The 22,976-nt window shown below is 57.0% G+C and carries 17 protein-coding genes; 10 read left to right on the forward strand and 7 right to left on the reverse strand.

What is annotated here, in order from left to right; genetic code table 11:
• The first annotated feature begins 8 nt into the window (after positions 1 to 8).
• The 4 genes from holC (at position 9) to ahr (ending at position 5,037) form a co-directional block, all read left to right on the forward strand.
• Positions 9 to 452, forward strand: a complete 444-nt coding sequence (holC, locus tag OTG14_RS20250) for a DNA polymerase III subunit chi (protein ID WP_008502815.1) — start codon at positions 9 to 11, stop codon at positions 450 to 452.
• Positions 452 to 3,307: a valine--tRNA ligase gene (locus OTG14_RS20255; protein WP_032650401.1), complete on the forward strand. Its 2,856-nt coding sequence runs from the start codon at positions 452 to 454 to the stop codon at positions 3,305 to 3,307. The genes holC and OTG14_RS20255 overlap by 1 nt, the downstream gene beginning before the upstream one ends.
• Positions 3,308 to 3,430: 123 nt before the next feature.
• Positions 3,431 to 3,934 carry a GNAT family N-acetyltransferase gene (locus OTG14_RS20260; protein WP_024906342.1) on the forward strand — a complete coding sequence of 168 codons (504 nt, stop codon included), beginning with the start codon at positions 3,431 to 3,433 and terminating at the stop codon, positions 3,932 to 3,934.
• An 83-nt stretch (positions 3,935 to 4,017) separates the two neighbouring features.
• Positions 4,018 to 5,037 carry an NADPH-dependent aldehyde reductase Ahr gene (gene ahr, locus OTG14_RS20265; protein WP_267215673.1) on the forward strand — a complete coding sequence of 340 codons (1,020 nt, stop codon included), beginning with the start codon at positions 4,018 to 4,020 and terminating at the stop codon, positions 5,035 to 5,037.
• Positions 5,038 to 5,080: 43 nt separating this feature from the next.
• Here ahr and OTG14_RS20270 read toward each other — a convergent pair whose 3' ends face one another.
• Entirely contained in the window at positions 5,081 to 6,721 is a 1,641-nt protein-coding gene (locus tag OTG14_RS20270) for a dihydroxyacetone kinase subunit DhaK (RefSeq protein WP_267215674.1), read from the reverse strand.
• Positions 6,722 to 6,858: 137 nt separating this feature from the next.
• On the opposite strand from OTG14_RS20270, the gene OTG14_RS20275 reads away from it, so the two are divergent.
• Positions 6,859 to 8,361 carry a helicase HerA-like C-terminal domain-containing protein gene (locus OTG14_RS20275; RefSeq protein ID WP_267215675.1) on the forward strand — a complete coding sequence of 501 codons (1,503 nt, stop codon included), beginning with the start codon at positions 6,859 to 6,861 and terminating at the stop codon, positions 8,359 to 8,361.
• Here OTG14_RS20275 and mnmL read toward each other — a convergent pair.
• Positions 8,341 to 9,282 (reverse strand): tRNA modification radical SAM protein MnmL/YtqA, encoded by a 942-nt coding sequence (gene mnmL, locus OTG14_RS20280; protein WP_267215676.1) that lies wholly within the window; start codon positions 9,280 to 9,282, stop codon positions 8,341 to 8,343. The genes OTG14_RS20275 and mnmL overlap by 21 nt on opposite strands.
• A gap of 687 nt (positions 9,283 to 9,969) precedes the next feature.
• On the opposite strand from mnmL, the gene gltB reads away from it, so the two are divergent.
• Together gltB and gltD are read left to right on the forward strand one after the other, a co-directional pair.
• Positions 9,970 to 14,430, forward strand: a complete 4,461-nt coding sequence (gene gltB, locus OTG14_RS20285; protein ID WP_148769729.1) for a glutamate synthase large subunit — start codon at positions 9,970 to 9,972, stop codon at positions 14,428 to 14,430.
• Positions 14,431 to 14,439: 9 nt separating this feature from the next.
• A complete protein-coding gene (gene gltD / locus OTG14_RS20290) occupies positions 14,440 to 15,858 on the forward strand; it encodes a glutamate synthase subunit GltD (RefSeq protein WP_023309377.1) in 1,419 nt (472 codons plus the stop codon).
• A gap of 29 nt (positions 15,859 to 15,887) precedes the next feature.
• On the opposite strand, the gene sspB is transcribed toward gltD, so the two are convergent.
• From sspB to zapE, 5 genes are all read right to left on the reverse strand, one after another.
• Entirely contained in the window at positions 15,888 to 16,385 is a 498-nt protein-coding gene (gene sspB / locus OTG14_RS20295) for a ClpXP protease specificity-enhancing factor (RefSeq protein ID WP_024906337.1), read from the reverse strand.
• Positions 16,386 to 16,390: 5 nt separating this feature from the next.
• Complete coding sequence (gene sspA, locus OTG14_RS20300; protein ID WP_023333624.1) at positions 16,391 to 17,029, reverse strand: stringent starvation protein SspA; 639 nt, start codon at positions 17,027 to 17,029, stop codon at positions 16,391 to 16,393.
• A 308-nt stretch (positions 17,030 to 17,337) separates the two neighbouring features.
• A complete protein-coding gene (gene rpsI, locus OTG14_RS20305; protein ID WP_003860436.1) occupies positions 17,338 to 17,730 on the reverse strand; it encodes a 30S ribosomal protein S9 in 393 nt (130 codons plus the stop codon).
• Between the two features lie 15 nt (positions 17,731 to 17,745).
• Complete coding sequence (gene rplM, locus OTG14_RS20310; protein WP_006178824.1) at positions 17,746 to 18,174, reverse strand: 50S ribosomal protein L13; 429 nt, start codon at positions 18,172 to 18,174, stop codon at positions 17,746 to 17,748.
• Positions 18,175 to 18,523: 349 nt separating this feature from the next.
• Positions 18,524 to 19,648 (reverse strand): cell division protein ZapE, encoded by a 1,125-nt coding sequence (gene zapE / locus OTG14_RS20315; protein WP_267215677.1) that lies wholly within the window; start codon positions 19,646 to 19,648, stop codon positions 18,524 to 18,526.
• Positions 19,649 to 19,837: 189 nt separating this feature from the next.
• Between zapE and zapG the strand changes: the two genes are divergently transcribed.
• From zapG to degS, 3 genes are all read left to right on the forward strand, one after another.
• A complete protein-coding gene (zapG, locus tag OTG14_RS20320) occupies positions 19,838 to 20,236 on the forward strand; it encodes a Z-ring associated protein ZapG (protein ID WP_008502832.1) in 399 nt (132 codons plus the stop codon).
• 171 nt (positions 20,237 to 20,407) lie between these two features.
• A complete protein-coding gene (gene degQ / locus OTG14_RS20325) occupies positions 20,408 to 21,775 on the forward strand; it encodes a serine endoprotease DegQ (protein ID WP_024906335.1) in 1,368 nt (455 codons plus the stop codon).
• Positions 21,776 to 21,866: 91 nt separating this feature from the next.
• On the forward strand, positions 21,867 to 22,934 hold the full coding sequence (gene degS / locus OTG14_RS20330; RefSeq protein ID WP_024906334.1) for an outer membrane-stress sensor serine endopeptidase DegS: 1,068 nt from the start codon (positions 21,867 to 21,869) through the stop codon (positions 22,932 to 22,934).
• Positions 22,935 to 22,976: the final 42 nt, after the last annotated feature.

A 22,976-nucleotide genomic window follows, 5' to 3' on the forward strand; every position in this document is an offset into this window, starting at 1 on the left:
CCCCATATATGAAGAATGCAACGTTCTACCTTCTGGACAACGACACCCATCAGGATGGCCTCAGCGCCGTCGAACAGCTGGTGTGTGAAATTGCCGCAGAACGTTGGCGCGCAGGTAAACGCGTTCTGATTGCCTGTGAAGATGAACAGCAGGCCATTCGCCTTGATGAGGCGCTGTGGGCGCGTCCGCCGGAGAGCTTTGTCCCGCATAACCTGTCGGGCGAAGGCCCGCGCGGTGGAGCACCGGTTGAAATTGCCTGGCCGCAAAAGCGCAACAGCAGCGCGCGCGATATTCTGATTAGCCTGCGGATAGATTTTGCAGATTTTGCCACCGCTTTCACAGAAGTGGTAGACTTTGTCCCTTACGAAGAATCTTTGAAACAACTGGCGCGCGAACGCTATAAAGCGTACCGCCTGGCTGGTTTTAACCTGAATACGGCAACCTGGAAATAATGGAAAAGACATATAACCCACGCGATATCGAACAGCCGCTTTACGAGCACTGGGAACAGCAGGGCTATTTCAAGCCTAACGGCGACGAAAGCAAAGAGTCCTTCTGCATCATGATCCCGCCGCCGAACGTCACCGGCAGTTTGCATATGGGTCATGCTTTCCAGCAGACCATCATGGATACCATGATCCGCTACCAGCGCATGCAGGGTAAAAACACCCTGTGGCAGGCGGGGACTGACCACGCGGGTATCGCGACCCAGATGGTGGTTGAGCGTAAAATTGCCGCTGAAGAAGGAAAAACCCGCCACGACTACGGTCGCGACGCGTTCATCGACAAAATCTGGCAGTGGAAAGCGGAATCCGGCGGCACCATTACTCGTCAGATGCGCCGTCTCGGCAACTCCGTGGACTGGGAGCGCGAGCGCTTCACCATGGACGAAGGCCTGTCCAACGCCGTGAAAGAAGTCTTCGTGCGCCTGTATAAAGAAGATCTGATTTACCGCGGCAAGCGCCTGGTAAACTGGGATCCGAAACTGCGCACCGCCATCTCTGACCTGGAAGTGGAAAACCGCGAGTCTAAAGGCTCCATGTGGCACATCCGCTATCCGCTGGCCGATGGCGCAAAAACCGCCGACGGTAAAGATTACCTGGTGGTCGCAACCACCCGTCCGGAAACCCTGCTGGGCGATACCGGCGTGGCCGTTAACCCGGAAGATCCACGTTATAAAGATCTGATCGGCAAATTCGTGGTGCTGCCGCTGGTAAACCGCCGTATTCCGATTGTGGGCGACGAACACGCCGACATGGAAAAAGGCACCGGCTGCGTAAAAATCACCCCTGCGCATGACTTTAACGACTATGAAGTCGGTCGTCGTCACGCCCTGCCGATGATCAACATCCTGACCTTTGACGGTGATATCCGTGAAAGCGCAGAAGTTTACGACACCAAAGGCGAAGAGTCTGACGTTTACTCCAGCGACATCCCGGCGGAGTTCCAGAAGCTGGAACGCTTTGCCGCGCGTAAAGCGATCGTGGCTGCCGTCGACGCACTCGGCCTGCTGGAAGAAATTAAACCTCACGATCTGACCGTGCCGTACGGCGACCGTGGCGGCGTGGTTATCGAGCCAATGCTGACCGACCAATGGTACGTGCGTGCCGACGTGCTGGCGAAACCGGCTGTTGAAGCGGTTGAGAACGGCAGCATTCAGTTCGTGCCGAAGCAGTACGAAAACATGTACTTCTCCTGGATGCGTGACATTCAGGACTGGTGTATCTCCCGCCAGCTGTGGTGGGGTCACCGTATTCCGGCGTGGTACGACAACGACGGCAACGTCTACGTTGGCCGCACCGAAGACGAAGTGCGTCAGGAAAACAACCTGAGCGCGGACGTTGCGCTGCGTCAGGACGAAGACGTGCTGGATACCTGGTTCTCCTCCGCGCTGTGGACCTTCTCCACCCTCGGCTGGCCAGAAAACACCGACGCGCTGCGTCAGTTCCACCCGACCAGCGTCATGGTGTCCGGCTTCGACATTATCTTCTTCTGGATTGCCCGCATGATCATGATGACCATGCACTTCATCAAAGACGAAGACGGCAAGCCGCAGGTTCCGTTCCATACCGTCTACATGACCGGTCTGATCCGCGACGACGAAGGCCAGAAGATGTCCAAGTCCAAGGGTAACGTTATCGACCCGCTGGACATGGTTGACGGTATCTCTCTGGAAGAGCTGCTGGAAAAACGTACCGGAAACATGATGCAGCCGCAGCTGGCGGAGAAAATCCGCAAGCGCACCGAGAAGCAGTTCCCGAACGGGATCGAGTCTCACGGTACCGACGCCCTGCGCTTCACCCTGGCGGCACTGGCCTCTACCGGCCGTGACATCAACTGGGACATGAAGCGTCTGGAAGGTTACCGTAACTTCTGTAACAAGTTGTGGAACGCCAGCCGCTTCGTGCTGATGAACACCGAAGATCAGGATTGCGGCTTCAACGGCGGCGAAATGACCCTATCTCTGGCGGACCGCTGGATCCTGGCGGAATTCAACCAGACGGTGAAAGCGTTCCGCGAGGCGCTGGACAGCTACCGCTTCGATATCGCGGCGGGCATCCTGTATGAATTCACCTGGAACCAGTTCTGCGACTGGTATCTGGAGCTGGCGAAGCCGGTGATGAACGGCGGTACTGAGGCGGAGCTGCGCGGCACGCGCAACACGCTGATTACCGTTCTGGAAGGTCTGCTGCGCCTGGCGCATCCGGTCATTCCATTTATCACCGAAACCATCTGGCAGCGCGTGAAGGTGATTGCAGGCATCAACGCTGACACCATCATGCTGCAGCCGTTCCCGGAATTCGATGCGGCTAAGGTTGATGAAGCGGCGTCGGCGGATACCGAGTGGCTGAAACAGGCGATCGTGGCGGTGCGTAACATTCGTGCTGAAATGAACATCGCCCCTGGCAAACCGCTGGAACTGCTGCTGCGCGGCTGCAGCGAAGCGGCTGTTCGCCGTGTCACCGAGAATAACACCTTCCTCAAGACCATGGCGCGTCTGGAAAGCATCACCGTGCTGCCTGCGGATGACAAAGGTCCGGTTTCCGTGACCAAAATCATCGACGGCGCCGAGCTGCTGATCCCAATGGCAGGTCTGATCGACAAAGACGCTGAGCTGGCTCGTCTGGCGAAAGAAGTGGCGAAAGTCGACGTGGAAATTGGCAAAATCGAAGGCAAGCTGGCGAACGAAGGCTTTGTCGCCCGCGCGCCGGAAGCGGTCATCGCGAAAGAGCGTGAGCGTCTGGTTGCCTTCGCCGATGCGAAGACCAAGCTGATTGAGCAGCAGGCGGTTATCGCCGCGCTGTAATGCTTTTACCCCTTACGCTTCAGGGCGTAAGGGGTAACCTTCCTGAAAACTCCTCGCTTGCACTCCCCCTTCTGCGGTGCTATTAACAGCAGTTATGTGTCAATTTTTGTAATGAGTAATGCTATGAGCGTGATTACCCCCGTCGCGACGACGATGCGTCGGATCACTGAGCAGGATAATCCGGCTATCGCCGCCGTTATCCGCACCGTTTCTGCCGAATATGGCCTGACGGCTGACAAAGGCTACACGGTTGCAGACCCGAACCTGGACGCGCTTTTCCAGCTCTACAGCCAGCCAGGGCATGCCTACTGGGTAATCGAGCAGAATGGCCAGGTGGTGGGTGGCGGCGGCGTGGCGCCCCTCAGCTGCAGCGAGCCGGACATCTGCGAACTGCAGAAAATGTATTTCCTGCCAGCGGCGCGCGGACAAGGACTGGCAAAAAAGCTGGCGCTGATGGCGCTGGACCACGCGCGCAAGCAGGGCTTTACCCGCTGCTACCTGGAAACGACTGCCTTCCTCAAAGAGGCCATCGGCCTGTATGAACATCTGGGCTTTGAGCATATCGATGCGCCGCTGGGCTGTACCGGCCATGTTGATTGCGAAGTCAGGATGCTGAAAAGTCTGTAAATATCTTTGCTGCCCCCTTCTGTTAAGCGGCGCTGAACTGAATACTCTACACTCTCAGTTCACACCACAACGGGGGAAACACGATGTCAAAGATAAAAAGCTACGCCGCTCCGCAGGCGGGTGCAGAACTTGAGCTGTACGAGTACGACGCGGGCGAACTAAAAGCAGAAGACGTCGAAGTACAGGTTGATTACTGCGGGATCTGCCACTCGGATCTCTCGATGATCGACAACGAATGGGGCTTTTCAAGCTATCCACTGATTGCCGGGCACGAGGTCATTGGCCGCGTTGTCGCGCTCGGTAGCGCCGCGCAGGACAAAGGGCTGAAAGTGGGCCAGCGCGTGGGCATTGGCTGGACGGCACGCAGCTGTGGCCACTGCGATGCCTGTATCAGCGGTAATCAGATCAACTGCCTCGAAGGCGCCGTTCCCACCATTCTGAACAAAGGCGGTTTCGCCGACAAGCTGCGCGCCGACTGGCAATGGGTCATCCCGCTGCCGGACAGCATTGATATCGAATCCGCCGGTCCGCTGCTGTGCGGCGGTATCACCGTCTTCAAACCCCTGCTGATGCACCATATCACCGCCACCAGCCGCGTGGGCGTCATCGGTATCGGTGGCCTTGGGCATATCGCCATCAAGCTGCTGCACGCGATGGGCTGCGAAGTCACGGCGTTCAGTTCGAACCCGGCGAAAGAGAAAGAAGTGCTGGCGATGGGTGCGGATAAAGTCGTGAACAGCCGCGATCCCGATGCCCTGAACGCGCTGGCGGGTCAGTTTGACCTGATCATCAACACCGTCAACGTCGATCTCAACTGGCAGCCGTACTTTGAAGCGCTGGCCTACGGCGGTAACTTCCACACCGTGGGTGCCGTCATGAAGCCGCTGCCGGTTCCGGCGTTTACCCTGATCGGTGGGGATCGCAGCGTGTCAGGCTCCGCGACCGGTACGCCGTACGAGTTGCGCAAACTGATGAAATTCGCCGGACGCACCAAAGTGGCGCCGACCACCGAACTGTATCCGATGTCGAAAATCAACGAAGCGATCCAGCACGTGCGCGACGGCAAAGCCCGTTACCGCGTGGTGTTGAAAGCAGATTTCTGATGTGATAGTGCCGGGTAATGGCTTCGCCTTACCCGGCCTACTTTCACTGCTGCGCCAATACGTTAAATACTTCCGCTACCGCGACCGCTCCCGGATCCATCACCCCATCCAGGTTCTCTTTATTGACATATGACGAGCGTCCCGCGCCGGCTTTCGCCATTTTCGACGTTGCTTCTGCGCCCTGCTGCGCGGCCTGCGCTGCCGCCTGAATATTGCCTTTCTGTAACGCCTCCAGCGCCGGTTGCAGCGCATCGATCAGCGTGCGATCGCCAAGATCCGCTCCGCCGTACTGCTTCATCTGCGCCAGTCCGCTCAACAGTGCATCCGGCAGGGCGTGTCCGTCATGCAGCTTTTGCCCGGCCGCGGTAAAGAAGATCGACATCAGCACCCCGCTCGACCCGCCCATCACCGTAGCCAGCCGCTCGCCAACCAGCAGCAGCAGCTTAGACACGTCTTTAAGCGGGAGCGTGTTCTCCTCCAGGCGCTGCGCAATATCCCGCGCCCCTTGCGCAAAGGTGGAGCCGGTATCGCCATCGCCCACTTTGGCATCCAGCGCGTTCAGACGGTTTTCGAGTTGGATCAGCGTCCTCGTTACCGAGGAGACATACTCACCCACCTGCGGATTGTCAGACGGGGTGTATTCCACGCGATCGTGAATAGCGCTATGCGCCACGGTGCGCAGCGGCGCAAACGCCACGGGCTTCTGCCAGCCCAGCGTTTCAACCTCGGCGTGAATCGCCTTTTCGAAGAAATCGTTAAGCTTCAGCAGCGTCAGAGAAAAGCCTTTCATATCCAGCGCGCTCACCAGCGGCGCGGGGCCTATCAGATACGCGATCTCCTCTTTCAGCGCCGAATGCGCCAGCTCTTTGGTCAGCAGCGCCATCTCCAGCGCCGATACGCCGCCAAGATTGTTAATCAATACCGCAAAGCGCCCCTCTCCCGCCTGCGCGCGTAGCGGCGTCACCAGCGTGTCGATAATCGCTTTGCTGTTCTGCGTATCTACGACGGAAGCGCCGGGCTCGCCGTGAATGCCCAGACCCAGCTCGACGTGGCCTTGCTTAATGCGCCCCTCTTCATCGTCGCTGCCCGGCAGATTACAGGTTTGCATCGCAACGCCCAGGCTCCAGAGGTTATCGCAGGCCTGTTGCGCAATATCCCGCACCTCGCTCAGCGATTTCCCCTGCTCCGCCGCATAGCCCGCAATCTTGTGCACCAGTGCCGTACCGGCAATACCGCGCGGCTGCTTGTTATCCGGCAGCGCGATATCGTCTGCCACAATCACCATCTCCACCTTCAGGCCATAGCGCTTGGCCTTTTCGGCCGCCAGACCAAAGTTCAGGCGGTCGCCGGTGTAGTTTTTGACGATCAGCAGACAGCCGCGATCGCCCGTGACCGCCACAATGGCATTCAGCACCGCATCCACGCTCGGCGAGGCAAACAGATCGCCGCACACTGCCGCCGTCAGCATCCCTTTGCCGACAAACCCGGCGTGTGCGGGTTCGTGGCCTGAGCCGCCGCCGGAGATCACCGCCACGCGGCTTTTGTCCCAGTCACCGCGTGCGACGATCCTGATGGCCGGATCGATATCAAGCTTGACGAGATTGGCATGTGGCGCAGAAAGCAGTATGCCTTCAATGGCATCGTTGACCAGCTGTTTGCGATCGTTAAAGAAGAATCTGGACATAGTTTCCCACTATTTTGTGAACCGTATGCAAAAGCATAGTCCGCGCTGGATAATGCGCCGCAAAGTCAGGAATTTACTCAACCAAATTGCTATCAGGTTGCCTATACTCCACCCAGGACTAAGAGAGGAAGCGCATCATGAGTACACCATTGTTAATTGCCCGGACTCTGGAAAAAGAGCTCTATTTACTGCCCGCGATGGCGAACCGCCACGGTCTGATCACCGGCGCGACCGGGACGGGGAAAACCGTCACCCTGCAAAAGCTGGCGGAGTCGCTTTCGGAGATTGGCGTACCGGTCTTTATGGCTGACGTAAAAGGCGATTTAACCGGTGTGGCTCAGGAAGGAGCGGCCTCTGAAAAACTGCTCGAACGGCTGAAAAATATTGGCATCACGGACTGGACGCCGCATAACAATCCGGTGGTGGTGTGGGATATTTTTGGTGAGAAAGGCCATCCGGTGCGCGCCACCGTCTCCGATCTTGGCCCGCTGCTGCTGGCCCGTCTGCTTAACCTCAACGACGTGCAGTCCGGCGTGCTGAATATTATCTTCCGCATTGCCGACGATCAGGGGCTGCTGCTGCTTGATTTCAAAGATCTGCGCGCCATTACGCAGTACATCGGCGATAACGCCAAATCCTTCCAGAACCAGTACGGCAACATCAGCAGCGCCTCGGTGGGCGCCATTCAGCGTGGGCTACTGACGCTTGAGCAACAGGGCGCTGAACATTTCTTCGGTGAACCCATGCTGGATATCAAAGACTGGATGCGCACCGACAGCAGTGGCAAAGGTATTATTAACATCCTGAGCTCAGAGAAGCTCTACCAGATGCCGAAACTCTACGCCGCCAGCCTGCTGTGGATGCTCTCCGAACTCTATGAACAATTACCCGAAGCAGGCGATCTGGAAAAACCGAAGCTGGTGTTCTTCTTTGACGAAGCGCATCTGCTGTTTAACGATGCACCTCAGGTACTGCTGGATAAGATCGAACAGGTTATCCGCCTGATCCGCTCCAAAGGCGTCGGCGTCTGGTTTGTCTCGCAAAACCCGTCGGATATCCCCGACAACGTGCTCGGGCAGCTCGGCAACCGCGTGCAGCATGCCCTGCGCGCCTTTACGCCGAAAGATCAGAAAGCGGTGAAAGCCGCCGCGCAAACCATGCGCGCCAATCCGGCCTTTGATACCGAAGCGGCGATTCAGGCGTTAGGCACCGGTGAAGCGCTGATCTCGTTCCTCGATCCGAAGGGCAGCCCGTCCGTGGTGGAACGCGCCATGGTGATTGCCCCCTGCTCGCGCATGGGGCCGGTGACCGACGATGAGCGCAACGGCCTGATTAACCACTCTCCGGTTTACGGGAAATACGAAGACGAGGTGGATCGCGAGTCCGCGTTCGAGATGCTGCAAAAAGGGGTCCAGGCGACAACGGAATCGCAGGATGCACCTGCCGCTAAAGGGCAATCAGTCGCCGTGGATGACGGCATTCTCGGTGGGCTCAAAGACATTCTGTTCGGCAGCACCGGGCCGCGCGGCGGCAAGCGCGACGGCGTGGTACAGACCATGGCGAAAAGCGCGGCGCGACAGGTCACCAATCAGATCGTGCGCGGCATGCTGGGGAGTCTGTTAGGCGGCCGTCGCCGGTAGACGGGGAACCCACGGGCGGCCCAGCGCCGAACCCTGCACACCGTGCTCCTGCAGATAGCGGTCGATTTCCACCATCCCCGTCCAGCGGTTTTCACACCATAGCGGTGCCAGAAGCGTTGGACGGCGGGCGCTGGCGGAGATGCGGTGGTAGACGATTTCCGGCGGCGTGTGGCGAATCATCTCCCCCGCCGTCACTGAATAGTCCTCAAGCGCAATACAGTTTAACCGCCCCGCTTCCCAGGCTTTCGCCATAATGCTTCCCTTCACGATATGCAGCGGGTGCAGCTTAATGCCGTCCACGCCGGTCTCAACCACCTTTTCCAGCGTTTCAAGACCATGCTGTTGACCTTCACCGGGTAACCCAACAATCAGGTGCGAACAGACCTTCAGCCCGCGCTCACGGGCCAGGCGCGTGGTGCGCTGGTAGCAGGCGAAATCATGGCCACGGTTAATACGGTGCAGGGTTTTGTCGTGCGCGGTTTGCAGGCCCAGCTCCAGCCAGATCTCGTAGCCTTGTTCTTTGTACTCGCTGAGCAGGTCCAGCACCGCGTCCGGCACGCAGTCCGGGCGCGTGCCCACGCACAGCCCAACGATGTTAGCCTGGCTGACGGCCTGCTGATACATAGAGCGCAGCACCTGCACCTCCGCCCACGTGCTGGTGTAGGCCTGGAAATAGGCCAGATATTGCTTCGCGCGGTTCACCAGGCTGGCCTGATGGGCAAGCTGTTCCGCGATAGATTTATGCTGCTGGGCTTCGTCAGCAAAGGACGCAACGTTACAGAAGGTGCAGCCGCCGCGCCCGATGGTGCCATCACGATTCGGGCAGCTAAACCCGCCGTGCAGCGTCAGCTTGTGAACCTTTTGCCCGTACCGCTGCAAAAGATCCCCACCAAACATATTGACTAATTTCTGTAACTGCATAATCTGATAGACCGTCCCGAAGAAAGGGGACAAGCCTGCCACTTTTAGCCTCTGTCGGCGATGACCTGGATCAATCGCCCTGGATGGCCTTTATCTATATGAATAAATACTCAGGATTACTGCAATTTCATTCACGCTACTCGTGATTACTTTTCCTTATGTTCTGATTGTTTTTTTCATTTATAGCGCCATCACTGAAAAACAGTGACTTTATGCGGGTTTGAAGACAATGCCAGATTATTATTCTGCTATAAAACCGCTATTCAGCACGCTACATTGATAATACCGCTTACATATAGTGAGTCAGATCACACTCCGCTACGTCCTGTCAGGGCATATAATCAATGTAAATATAGTTAAATATCGTTTAATTACAATTAGATAAACTCTCTTTAGCACATTTTTGTATAAATAAGAATGCCATTTGACCTGTGTACCAATTCCCGATAAGTTGGAAATCCGCTGGAAGCTTTCTGGATGAGCGGCCTGCTCATCATATTTATGCAGTAATTGAGATTCCCTCTGAAGCAAGTCCTCAAACTTGTTTACCTGCGCGAAAGGATGAAAAAGAGGGCGAATGCGAGGTCCGCGTATGAAACGCAAACCCCGTCGCCATGCTCTTTCTGTGCCTGTGCGCCACGGTAAAGTTCAGTGGGAAGCCCGACGAGCCTGGGGAGGTTCACTGATATGTTGTACGATAAATCCCTTGAGAAGGATAACTGTGGTTTCGGCCTGATCGCCCACATAGAAGGCGAACCTAGCCACAAGGTAGTGCGTACTGCTATTCACGCACTGGCCCGTATGCAGCACCGTGGCGCCATCCTTGCCGATGGTAAAACCGGCGACGGTTGCGGCCTGCTGCTACAAAAACCGGATCGTTTCTTCCGCATCGTGGCGGAAGAGCGCGGCTGGCGTTTAGCCAAAAACTACGCTGTCGGCATGCTGTTCCTGAATCAGGATCCTGAAAAGGCTGCCGCCTCACGCCGCATCGTCGAAGAAGAACTTCAGCGTGAAACCCTGTCGATTGTCGGCTGGCGCAATGTGCCAACCAACGAAGGGGTACTCGGTGAAATCGCCCTCTCCTCGCTGCCTCGTATTGAACAGATTTTCGTCAACGCGCCTGCGGGCTGGCGTCCGCGTGATATGGAACGCCGTCTGTTTATTGCCCGCCGCCGTATTGAAAAACGTCTCCAGGACGATAAAGAGTTCTACGTCTGTAGCCTCTCTAACCTGGTGAACATCTATAAAGGTCTGTGTATGCCGGCTGACCTGCCGCGCTTCTACCTGGACCTGGCGGACCTGCGTCTGGAATCGGCCATTTGCCTGTTCCACCAGCGCTTCTCCACCAACACCGTTCCACGCTGGCCGCTGGCTCAGCCGTTCCGCTACCTGGCGCACAACGGCGAGATCAACACCATCACCGGTAACCGCCAGTGGGCCCGCGCCCGTACCTATAAGTTCCAGACGCCACTGATCCCCGATCTGCACGATGCCGCACCGTTCGTGAACGAAACCGGCTCTGACTCCAGCTCGATGGATAACATGCTGGAACTGCTGCTGGCGGGCGGGATGGATATCGTGCGCGCCATGCGTCTGCTCGTGCCACCGGCCTGGCAGAACAACCCGGATATGGATCCTGAGCTGCGCGCGTTCTTCGACTTCAACTCCATGCACATGGAGCCGTGGGACGGCCCGGCGGGCATCGTCATGTCCGACGGCCGTTTTGCCGCCTGTAACCTGGACCGTAACGGTCTGCGTCCGGCGCGCTACGTCATCACCAAAGACAAGCTCATCACCTGCGCCTCTGAAGTCGGTATCTGGGATTACCAGCCTGACGAAGTGGTCGAGAAAGGCCGCGTCGGTCCGGGCGAGCTGATGGTAATCGACACCCGCGGTGGGCGCATCCTGCACTCCGCCGAAACCGACAACGATCTGAAAAGCCGCCATCCGTACAAAGAGTGGATGGAGAAGAACGTGCGTCGTCTGGTGCCGTTCGAAGATCTGTCGGACGAAGAAGTGGGCAGCCGCGAGCTGGACGACGATACCCTCGCAAGCTATCAGAAGCAGTTTAACTACAGCGCAGAAGAGCTGGACTCCGTCATCCGCGTGCTCGGTGAGAACGGCCAGGAAGCGGTCGGCTCGATGGGTGACGATACCCCGTTTGCCGTGCTCTCCAGCCAGCCGCGCATCATTTACGATTACTTCCGTCAGCAGTTCGCGCAGGTCACCAACCCGCCGATCGACCCGCTGCGTGAAGCGCACGTGATGTCGCTGGCCACCAGCATCGGTCGCGAGATGAACGTCTTCTGCGAGGCCGAAGGCCAGGCACACCGCCTGACCTTTAAATCGCCGATCCTGCTGTACTCCGATTTCAAACAGCTTACCACCATGAAAGAGGAGCACTACCGCGCCGACACGCTCGATATTACCTTCGACGTGAACGAAGCGAGCCTCGAAGAGACGGTGAATGCGCTGTGTGACAAAGCCGAACAGATGGTGCGTAACGGTACCGTTCTGCTGGTGCTGTCCGACCGCAACATCGCGAAAAACCGTCTGCCGGTACCGGCCCCGATGGCGGTGGGCGCTATCCAGACGCGTCTGGTCGATAAGAGCCTGCGATGCGACGCCAACATCATTGTGGAAACCGCCAGCGCCCGCGACCCGCACCACTTTGCCGTGCTGTTAGGCTTCGGTGCGACGGCGATCTACCCGTACCTGGCCTACGAAACGCTGGCCCGTCTGGTGGATACCCGCGCGATCGACAAAGATTACCGCGCGGTGATGCTGAACTACCGTAACGGCATCAACAAAGGTCTGTACAAGATCATGTCCAAAATGGGCATCTCGACCATTGCCTCCTACCGCTGCTCGAAGCTGTTTGAAGCGGTCGGCCTGCATGACGAGGTCGCCAACCTCTGCTTCCAGGGCGTGGTCAGCCGCATCGGCGGCGCCGGTTTTGCTGACTTCCAGCAGGATCTGGTGAACCTGTCCAAACGCGCCTGGCTGGCACGTAAGCCGCTGGATCAGGGCGGTCTGCTGAAATACGTTCACGGCGGCGAATACCACGCCTACAACCCGGACGTGGTGCGTACGCTGCAGCAGGCGGTTCAGAGCGGCGAATACCGTGATTATCAGCAGTACGCTGAGCTGGTGAACAACCGTCCGGCGGCAACGCTGCGCGACCTCATTGCCCTGAACCCGGGTGATGAAGCGGTCAGCATTGACGAGGTTGAGCCGGCATCCGAGCTGTTCAAACGCTTCGACACCGCGGCGATGTCCATCGGCGCGCTGAGCCCGGAAGCCCACGAAGCGCTGGCGGAAGCCATGAACAGCATCGGCGGCAACTCTAACTCCGGCGAAGGCGGTGAAGATCCGGCCCGTTACGGTACCAACAAGGTGTCCCGCATCAAGCAGGTGGCATCCGGTCGCTTTGGCGTAACGCCAGCGTACCTGGTCAACGCCGACGTGATTCAGATTAAGGTCGCTCAGGGTGCGAAACCGGGCGAAGGCGGCCAGCTGCCGGGTGATAAAGTTACCCCGTACATCGCCAAACTGCGCTATTCCGTGCCGGGCGTGACGCTGATCTCCCCGCCGCCGCACCACGATATCTACTCTATCGAGGACTTAGCGCAGCTGATTTTCGACCTGAAGCAGGTCAACCCGAAGGCGATGATCTCCGTGAAGCTGGTTTCCGAACCGGGCGTCGGCACCATCGCGACCGGCGTGGCGAAGGCCTATGCGGACCTCATCACCATCGCCGGTTATGACGGTGGTACCGGTGCAAGCCCGCTCTCCTCCGTGAAATATGCGGGCTGTCCGTGGGAGCTTGGCCTGGTGGAAACCCAGCAGGCGCTGGTGGCTAACGGTCTGCGTCATAAGATCCGTCTGCAGGTGGACGGCGGTCTGAAAACCGGCCTCGACATCATCAAGGCGGCGATCCTCGGTGCGGAAAGCTTCGGTTTCGGTACCGGTCCAATGGTCGCGCTGGGCTGTAAATACCTGCGTATTTGCCACCTGAACAACTGCGCAACCGGCGTTGCAACCCAGGACGAGAAGCTGCGTAAGAACCACTATCACGGCCTGCCGTTCAAAGTGACCAACTACTTTGAGTTCATCGCCCGCGAAACCCGCGAGCTGATGGCGCAGCTGGGCGTGAAGCGTCTGGTAGACCTGATTGGCCGAACCGACCTGCTGAAAGAGCTGGAAGGCTTCACGGCGAAGCAGCAGAAGCTGGAGCTGTCTAAGCTGCTGGAAACCGCGCAGCCGCACCCGGGCAAAGCGGTCTACTGCACCGAGAACAACCCGCCGTTCGATAACGGCGTGCTGAACGCACAGCTGCTGCAGCAGGCGAAGCCGTACGTGGACGACAAGCAGAGCAAAACGTTCTGGTTTGATATCCGCAACACCGACCGCTCCGTGGGCGCCTCCCTTTCCGGTTATATCGCGCAAACGCACGGTGACCAGGGGCTGGCGGCGGATCCGATTACCGCGCACTTCAGCGGTACCGCGGGTCAGAGCTTCGGCGTGTGGAACGCAGGCGGCGTTGAGCTTTACCTGACCGGCGATGCCAACGACTACGTCGGCAAAGGCATGGCGGGCGGTCTGCTGGCGGTGCGTCCTCCGGTCGGTTCAGCCTTCCGCAGCCATGAAGCCAGCATCATCGGTAACACCTGCCTGTACGGCGCGACCGGCGGTCGTCTGTTCGCAGCAGGCCGTGCGGGCGAGCGTTTTGCGGTGCGTAACTCCGGTGCCATCACCGTGGTGGAAGGCATTGGCGATAACGGTTGTGAATACATGACGGGCGGGATTGTTTGCGTTCTGGGTAAAACCGGCGTGAACTTTGGCGCGGGCATGACGGGTGGTTTTGCCTACGTCCTGGATGAAGACGGTGAGTTCCGCAAACGCGTGAACCCGGAGCTGGTGGAAGTGCTGGACGTTGATACGCTGGCTATCCACGAAGAACACCTGCGCGGTTTGATCACCGAACACGTGCAGCATACCGGTTCTTCGCGCGGCGAAGAGATCCTGGCGAACTGGCCGGCGTTCTCTGCGAAATTCGCGCTGGTTAAGCCGAAGTCCAGCGATGTTAAAGCCCTGTTGGGTCACCGTAGTCGTAGCGCAGCAGAGCTGCGCGTGCAGGCGCAGTAAGGAATTCAGATGAGCCAGAACGTATACCAGTTTATCGACCTGCAGCGTGTTGATCCGCCAAAGAAACCGCTGAAGATCCGCAAAATTGAATTTGTTGAAATCTACGAGCCGTTTTCAGAGGGCCAGGCCAAAGCGCAGGCAGACCGCTGCCTGTCCTGCGGTAACCCTTACTGCGAATGGAAATGCCCGGTACATAACTACATCCCGAACTGGCTGAAGCTGGCCAACGAAGGACGTATTTTTGAAGCCGCCGAGCTGTCTCACCAGACCAACACCCTGCCGGAAGTGTGCGGCCGCGTGTGTCCTCAGGACCGTCTGTGCGAAGGTTCCTGTACGCTGAACGACGAGTTCGGCGCGGTGACCATCGGCAACATCGAGCGCTATATCAACGATAAAGCGTTCGAGATGGGCTGGCGTCCGGATATGACCGGCGTGAAGCAAACCGACAAGCGCGTGGCGATCATCGGCGCGGGCCCGGCGGGCCTGGCCTGTGCGGACGTGCTGACCCGCAACGGCGTGAAGGCGGTGGTCTTTGACCGTCATCCGGAGATCGGCGGCCTGCTGACCTTCGGTATCCCGGCCTTCAAGCTGGAAAAAGAGGTCATGACCCGTCGCCGTGAAATCTTCACCGGCATGGGCATTGAGTTCAAACTTAACGTGGAAGTGGGCCGCGACGTGCAGCTCGACGACCTGCTGAAGGATTACGACGCCGTGTTCCTGGGCGTGGGCACCTATCAGTCCATGCGCGGCGGTCTGGAGAACGAAGACGCGCCGGGCGTGTACGACGCGCTGCCGTTCCTGATTGCCAACACCAAGCAGATCATGGGCTACGGCGAAACCGCCGATGAGCCTTTCGTCAGCATGGAAGGCAAACGCGTGGTGGTGCTGGGCGGCGGTGATACCGCGATGGACTGCGTGCGTACCTCCATTCGTCAGAATGCGGCACACGTGATCTGCGCCTACCGTCGTGACGAAGAGAACATGCCGGGCTCTAAGCGCGAAGTGAAAAACGCGCGTGAAGAGGGCGTGGAGTTCCAGTTCAACATCCAGCCTCTGGGTATTGAAGTGAATGCCAACGGTAAAGTGAGCGGCGTGAAGATGGCGCGCACGGAGATGGGGGCACCGGATGCGAAAGGCCGTCGTCGTGCGGAAATCGTCGCCGGTTCTGAACACGTGATCCCGGCCGATGCCGTGGTGATGGCGTTCGGTTTCCGTCCTCACAGCATGGAGTGGCTGGCGAAGCACAGCGTTGAGCTGGATTCGCAGGGCCGCGTGATTGCGCCAGAAGGCAGCGATAACGCATTCCAGACCAGCAACCCGAAAATCTTCGCCGGTGGCGATATCGTTCGCGGTTCTGACCTGGTGGTGACGGCGATTGCCGAAGGCCGCAAGGCGGCTGACGGTATACTGAACTACCTGGAAGTGTAAAAAAAACAGGCCCGATTGGGCCTGTTTTTTTATTTCACGACGCGAAGAGCCGGACGACCACCGCGCGGAGGCGGATCGTCATCAGGGTCATTGTCGTCGTGATGATCGGGTTTATCGCCATCAATCAGTGACATCACCGTGTCGCTTTCGCGCTCATCGGATGCGTTGTCATCATTCAGGCTGGCAACATCTTCATCATACGCCGCTTCCGGCTCGAACATGGTACCCGCACCGTTTTCACGCGCGTAGATAGCCAGCACAGCTGCCAGAGGTACGGAAACCTGACGCGGAACGCCGCCGAAACGCGCGTTGAAGCGCACTTCATCGTTTGCCAGCTCCAGGTTACCCACCGCACGCGGCGCAATGTTCAGTACGATCTGTCCGTCACGCGCGTATTCCATTGGAACCAGCACGCCCGGCAACGTCACATCCACAACCAGGTGCGGCGTGAGCTGGTTATCCAGCAGCCATTCATAGAAGGCGCGCAGCAGATACGGACGGCGTGGGGTCAGTTGTGACATTTCCACAGTCATTAGCCTCGGCCGAGACGCATTTCACGTTCCGGTTCAGTTAAAGATGCCAGGAAAGAGTCGCGTTCAAATACGCGAGTCATATAGCCTTTCAGCTCTTTCGCGCCAGGACCGCTGAACTCTACGCCCAGGGTTGGCAGACGCCACAGCAGCGGTGCCAGGTAGCAATCCACCAGGCTGAACTCATCGCTCAGGAAGAACGGCTTCTGACCAAACACCGGGGCGATAGCCAGCAGCTCTTCACGCAGCTGCTTACGCGCAGCGTCAGCTTCAGAAGCGGAACCGCTGACGATAACGTTCATCAGCGAGTACCAGTCTTTTTCAATACGCTGCATGTACAGGCGGCTTTCACCACGCGCGACAGGGTAAACAGGCATCAGTGGCGGATGCGGGAAACGCTCATCCAGATATTCCATAATGATACGGGATTCCCACAGGGTCAGCTCGCGATCCACCAGCGTCGGTACGCTTTGGCTCGGGTTGAGATCGATCAGATCCTGAGGCGGGTTATCCTTTTCCACATGCTCGATCTCAAAACTGACACCCTTCTCGGCCAGCACGATACGAACCTGATGGCTATAAATGTCAGTAGGACCAGAAAACAGCGTCATTACCGAACGTTTGTTGGCAGCGACAGCCATGAAAACCTCCAGGTATATTCAGAATTTTTACTGCTACCAGCCCAACAGGGGCCAGCCAGATGTTGTATCGCCCATCCCAGAGAAAACACATTGTTCAAGAAACGAACAAAAATCGAGTATTCACCGATATTTGGGCAGAAAATTGGATGATAGTTTACCAGATTTTGATGGCTTTGTGGTGAGGGGATTCTGGAAATGTGGAAAAAGAGAAGATATATGCATGGAGATTGTGGATAACCTGCGCATTATCCATAAAAAAACCCGCCGAAGCGGGTTTTTCGCCAATCGTTCTGCGTAAGCAGAATGGATTAACGTTTGGAGAACTGTGGACGACGACGTGCTTTACGCAGACCCACTTTCTTACGTTCAACCTGACGCGCGTCACGAGTAACGAAGCCAGCTTTACGCAGTTCAGAACGCAGAGATTCGTCGTACTCCATCAGAGCGCGGGTGATACCGTGACGGATCGCACCTGCCTGACCGGAGATACCACCACCTTTAACGGTGATGTACAGATCCAGTTTTTCTACCATGTCAACCAGTTCCAGCGGCTGGCGAACTACCATGCGGGCAGTTTCGCGACCGAAGTATTGTTCCAGAGAACGCTGGTTGATTACGATTTTACCACTGCCCGGTTTGATGAAAACGCGAGCTGCGGAACTTTTGCGGCGACCAGTGCCGTAGTATTGATTTTCAGCCATTGCCTATAATCCCGATTAGATGTCAAGAACTTGCGGTTGCTGTGCCGCGTGGTTGTGCTCGTTGCCTGCGTAAACTTTCAGTTTACGGAACATAGCACGACCCAGCGGGCCTTTTGGCAGCATGCCTTTAACCGCGATTTCAATCACACGCTCAGGACGGCGAGCAATCATCTCTTCAAAGGTCGCTTCTTTGATACCACCGATGTGGCCGGTGTGGTGATAGTACACTTTGTCAGTACGCTTGTTGCCGGTTACAGCAACTTTATCAGCGTTCAGAACGATGATGTAATCACCGGTATCAACGTGCGGAGTGTATTCCGCTTTGTGCTTACCGCGCAGGCGACGAGCCAGTTCAGTAGCCAGACGGCCCAGAGTTTTACCGGTCGCGTCAACAACATACCAGTCGCGCTGTACGGTTTCTGGTTTAGCTGTAAAAGTTTTCATTAAAAGCTTACCCAAATAATAAGTTACACGTTGGTGAACACCCAAACGTTTAGTCAGTTGAGGTTCACACGACAAAGTCCGGCAAACCTACCCCTTCGAATAGCTAATGCCGACACATAGAAAGTTTCGGGAAAAAAACCTTCTCGTAACGTGGGGTCGCAAGATTATAGAGAAGTTGAGGTCAAAGATCGACCCTTAAATGTGATTTGGAATGGGTTTTTCGGGGTTAAGTATTGTGCGGTCTGGTGCCCTCACCCCCGGCCCCTCTCCCACAGGGAGAGGGTGGCATTTATTAACGTCTGGTGCCCTCCCCCCCAGCCACTCTCCCACAGGGAGAGGGTGACGTTTGTTACGGCATATGCTCCAGCTTCAGGTATTCCTCGCTCTGCATCTCCTGCAGGCGCGACAGGCAGCGCTGGAATTCAAACTTCAGCCGCTCGCCCTGGTAAATCTCATATAAAGGTACCTCGGCGCTGACCACCAGCTTGACGTGGCGCTCATAAAACTCGTCCACCAGCGCAATGAAGCGCCGTGCTTCGCTCTCCATCAGCCGCGTCATCACCGGTACATCCAGCACCATCACGGTGTGGAACAGACGCGAAAGCGCAATGTAGTCGTGCTGGCTGCGGGCATCCACGCAGAGCGTCGTAAAGGAGACCGCCAGCGTTTGGTTTTCGACGCCAAGAGTGGGCAGCGGACGATGGTTAATCTCGAGTTCCGGGGTGTGATCGCGTTTTGCCCCCGCCAGCGCCAGCCAAAGCTTATCCATCTCGCGGGTGGTCTCTGCATTTAACGGCGAAAGCCAGAGGTGCGCCTGTGTCAGGGTTCGCAGACGATAATCGACACCGGCATCGACGTTCATGATGTCGCAGTGCTGCTTGAGGGCGTCGATGGCGGGCAGGAAGCGTGCCCGCTGCAGGCCGTTACGATAGAGCTCATCCGGCGGGATATTCGACGTGGCCACCAGCGTGATTCCGCGGGCAAATAGCGCTTTCATCAGGCCACCTAACAGCATGGCATCGGTGATGTCAGACACAAAAAACTCATCGAAGCAGAGCACGTCGGTTTCCGCCTTGAACCTGTCGGCCACAATCTCCAGCGGATCGCTTTTACCCTGCAGTGCGGTCAGCTCTTCATGCACCCGCAGCATAAAACGATGGAAGTGCAGGCGCTGTTTGCGTGCGCCCGGCAGGCTCAGATAGAACAGGTCCATCAGCCAGGTTTTTCCGCGACCGACCCCGCCCCACATATATAAACCGCGCACCGGCGCATGAGCCTGCGGCGCTTTTTTACCGAGCAACCGCCCAAACGCCGCCTTTAGGCCACCGTTCTGTTCGACTTCAGCGGGTTTTGCCGTGAGCTCCTGATAAATCATCTCCAGACGGTTTACCGCCTCACGTTGAACGTCATCCGGCTGATGAGTGCCCTCGTTTAGGGCCAGTTGATATCGCGATGCAGGGGACAGGTTTTGCATAATCTTATTGTTATTCCTTCAATTAACGCTCACCAGCAGACGCGACTGATGAAAAAAAGGCCGTTCTACACTACGCGATGATACGTCAGGATTCCACTTCTACGGAAATAGCGGTTATAGTGGCATTATCAGGCACAGGCAGGAGCCGAGCCAACACCCTACGGAACAACAAGACAACGGGAGAAGTTCATGACCTGGGAATATGCGCTAATCGGTTTAGTCGTCGGCATCGTTATCGGTGCTGTGGCCATGCGTTTCGGTAATCGCAAATTGCGTCAGCAGCAGTCACTGCAGTACGAACTGGAAAAGAACAAAGCCGAGCTGGAAGAGTATCGTGAAGAGCTGGTCAGCCATTTTGCCCGTAGCGCCGAGCTGCTGGACAACATGGCGACCGACTATCGTCAGCTGTATCAACATATGGCCAAAAGCTCCAGCAGCCTGCTGCCGGAAATGACCGCGGAAACCAACCCGTTCCGCAACCGTCTGGCTGACTCTGAAGCCGGTAACGATCAGGCGCCCGTTCAGATGCCTCGCGACTATTCCGATGGCGCGTCCGGCCTGCTGCGCGGCGGTGTAAAACGCGATTAATCGCACAACCTGAATTTATTTTACGGGCGCAGCGATTGCGCCCGTCCTTTCTTGATGACCCCAGCTATCATTTAGTTAAACACCTCATTGTTCAGCGGTTTAAAATTCAATAACATCAACGTGTTTTTGGGGCCGTTTTTCCTTTATTCCAGGTTACGAGAGTCAACATCGATGAAGAAAAAAAACCAGCTGTTGAGCGCTATCGCGTTAAGTGTCGGGTTATCTCTCTCGGCGTCCGTCCCTGTATTCGCCGCCATCCCCACCCAGGTGCCTGGCCAGGCGGCCATTCCAAGCCTCGCACCCATGCTGGAAAAAGTGTTGCCTGCGGTCGTCAGCGTTCAGGTTGAGGGTACCGCAGTACAAAGCCAACGCGTCCCTGAAGAACTGAAAAAATATTTTGGCGATGAGTCTCCCGACCAGCAGGCGCAGCCTTTTGAAGGCCTGGGCTCTGGCGTCATTATTGATGCGGCAAAAGGCTATATTCTGACCAACAATCATGTCATCAGCCAGGCCGATAAAATCAGCGTCCAGCTGAACGATGGCCGCGAATTCGATGCTAAACTGATCGGCGGAGATGACCAGAGCGACATCGCGCTGTTGCAGGTGCAAAACCCGAGCAACCTGACCCAGATTGCCATCGCGGACTCCGACAAACTGCGCGTCGGCGATTTTGCCGTCGCCGTGGGCAACCCCTTTGGCTTAGGGCAGACCGCGACTTCCGGGATCGTCTCCGCGCTGGGACGCAGCGGCCTCAATCTGGAAGGGCTGGAAAACTTTATCCAGACCGATGCCTCCATCAACCGTGGGAACTCCGGCGGGGCATTGCTCAACCTTAACGGCGAGCTGATAGGGATTAACACGGCGATTCTGGCCCCGGGCGGCGGCAGCATCGGGATCGGTTTTGCTATCCCCAGCAATATGGCCAAAACCCTCTCTCAACAGCTCATTCAGTTTGGCGAAGTCAAACGCGGGCTGCTGGGTATTAAAGGTATGGAGATGAGCGCGGATATTGCAAAAGCGTTCAACATCAACGTACAGCGCGGGGCGTTTGTCAGTGAAGTGCTGCCAAACTCCGGCTCGGCAAAAGCGGGCGTGAAATCGGGTGATGTGATCGTCAGCCTGAACGACAAGCCGCTGAGCAGCTTTGCCGAACTGCGCTCGCGGATTGCCACCACCGAACCCGGTGCCAAAGTGAAGCTGGGCCTGATACGTGACGGTAAGCCGCTGGACGTTGAAGTCACGCTGGATAAGAGCACCTCTTCCTCTGCCAGTGCGGAGCTTATCGCCCCGGCCCTGCAAGGGGCTACGTTGAGCGATGGGCAGCTGAAAGACGGTACGAAAGGCATTCGCATCGACACCGTCGAGAAGAGCAGCCCTGCCGCACAGGCCGGATTGCATCAGGATGACGTGATCATTAGCGTAAACCGCAATCGCGTGCAGTCCATTGCCGAACTGCGCAAGTTGCTGGAAAGTAAACCGGCGGTTATTGCCCTGCAGGTCATGCGTGGCAATGAGTCCATCTATATACTGTTGCGCTAAGCATTTGTGACCCGGACATCACCGCTGCGTGTGATGTCCGGATAACTCATGTTATGCTGCAAATCGTTCCTTTTTTAACGACACGCGCATCATGCTTTTAAAGCTCTTACGTTCTATTGTCATCGGTTTGATTGTCGCTGGCCTGCTGCTGCTGGCGCTGCCGTCTATACGTCAGTTCAATAAACTGTCGGCTCCCCAGTTCGATAGCACGGATGAAACGCCAGCCACCTATAACCAGGCCGTCCGCCGTGCCGCACCTGCCGTGGTTAACGTCTATAACCGTGGTCTGAACACCTCAGCCCACAACCAGCTGGAGATCCGTACTCTCGGCTCCGGCGTAATCATGGACGAGCGCGGCTACATTATTACCAACAAGCACGTGATTAACGATGCCGACCAGATCATCGTCGCCCTGCAGGATGGCCGCGTATTTGAGGCGTTACTCGTTGGTTCTGACAGCCTGACCGATCTGGCCGTGCTGAAAATTAACGCCACGGGCGGTTTGCCGGTCATCCCGATCAACCGTAAACGTACCCCGCATATTGGTGACGTCGTCCTGGCGATTGGTAACCCTTACAACCTGGGTCAGACCATCACCCAGGGGATTATTAGTGCGACCGGTCGTATTGGCCTCAACCCCTCCGGGCGGCAGAACTTCCTGCAAACCGATGCCTCCATCAACCACGGTAACTCCGGCGGGGCGCTGGTCAACTCGCTGGGCGAACTGATGGGCATCAACACCCTCTCGTTCGATAAGAGTAACGACGGTGAGACGCCGGAAGGGATCGGCTTTGCCATTCCGTTCCAGCTGGCGACCAAGATCATGGATAAGCTGATCCGCGACGGACGCGTGATTCGCGGCTATATCGGTATCGGCGGGCGCGAAATTGCACCGATGCATACCCAGGGCGGCGGTATCGATCAGATTCAGGGGATTGTGGTGAATGAAGTGTCGCCTGGTGGTCCGGCTGCTAATGCGGGTATTCAGGTTAATGACGTCATTGTGTCGGTCAACGGCACGCCAGCGGTCTCTGCGCTGGAAACGATGGACCAGGTGGCAGAGATTCGTCCGGGCTCTATCATCCCTGTTGAAGTCATGCGCAACGATAAGAAACTGACGCTGCATGTGACGATTCAGGAATATCCGGCCACTAACTGACAAGCATAAAAAAACGGAGCGATAAGCTCCGTTTTTTTTGCC

Origin of the sequence: Enterobacter pseudoroggenkampii (genome assembly GCF_026420145.1) — a bacterium.
Lineage (GTDB): Bacteria > Pseudomonadota > Gammaproteobacteria > Enterobacterales > Enterobacteriaceae > Enterobacter > Enterobacter pseudoroggenkampii.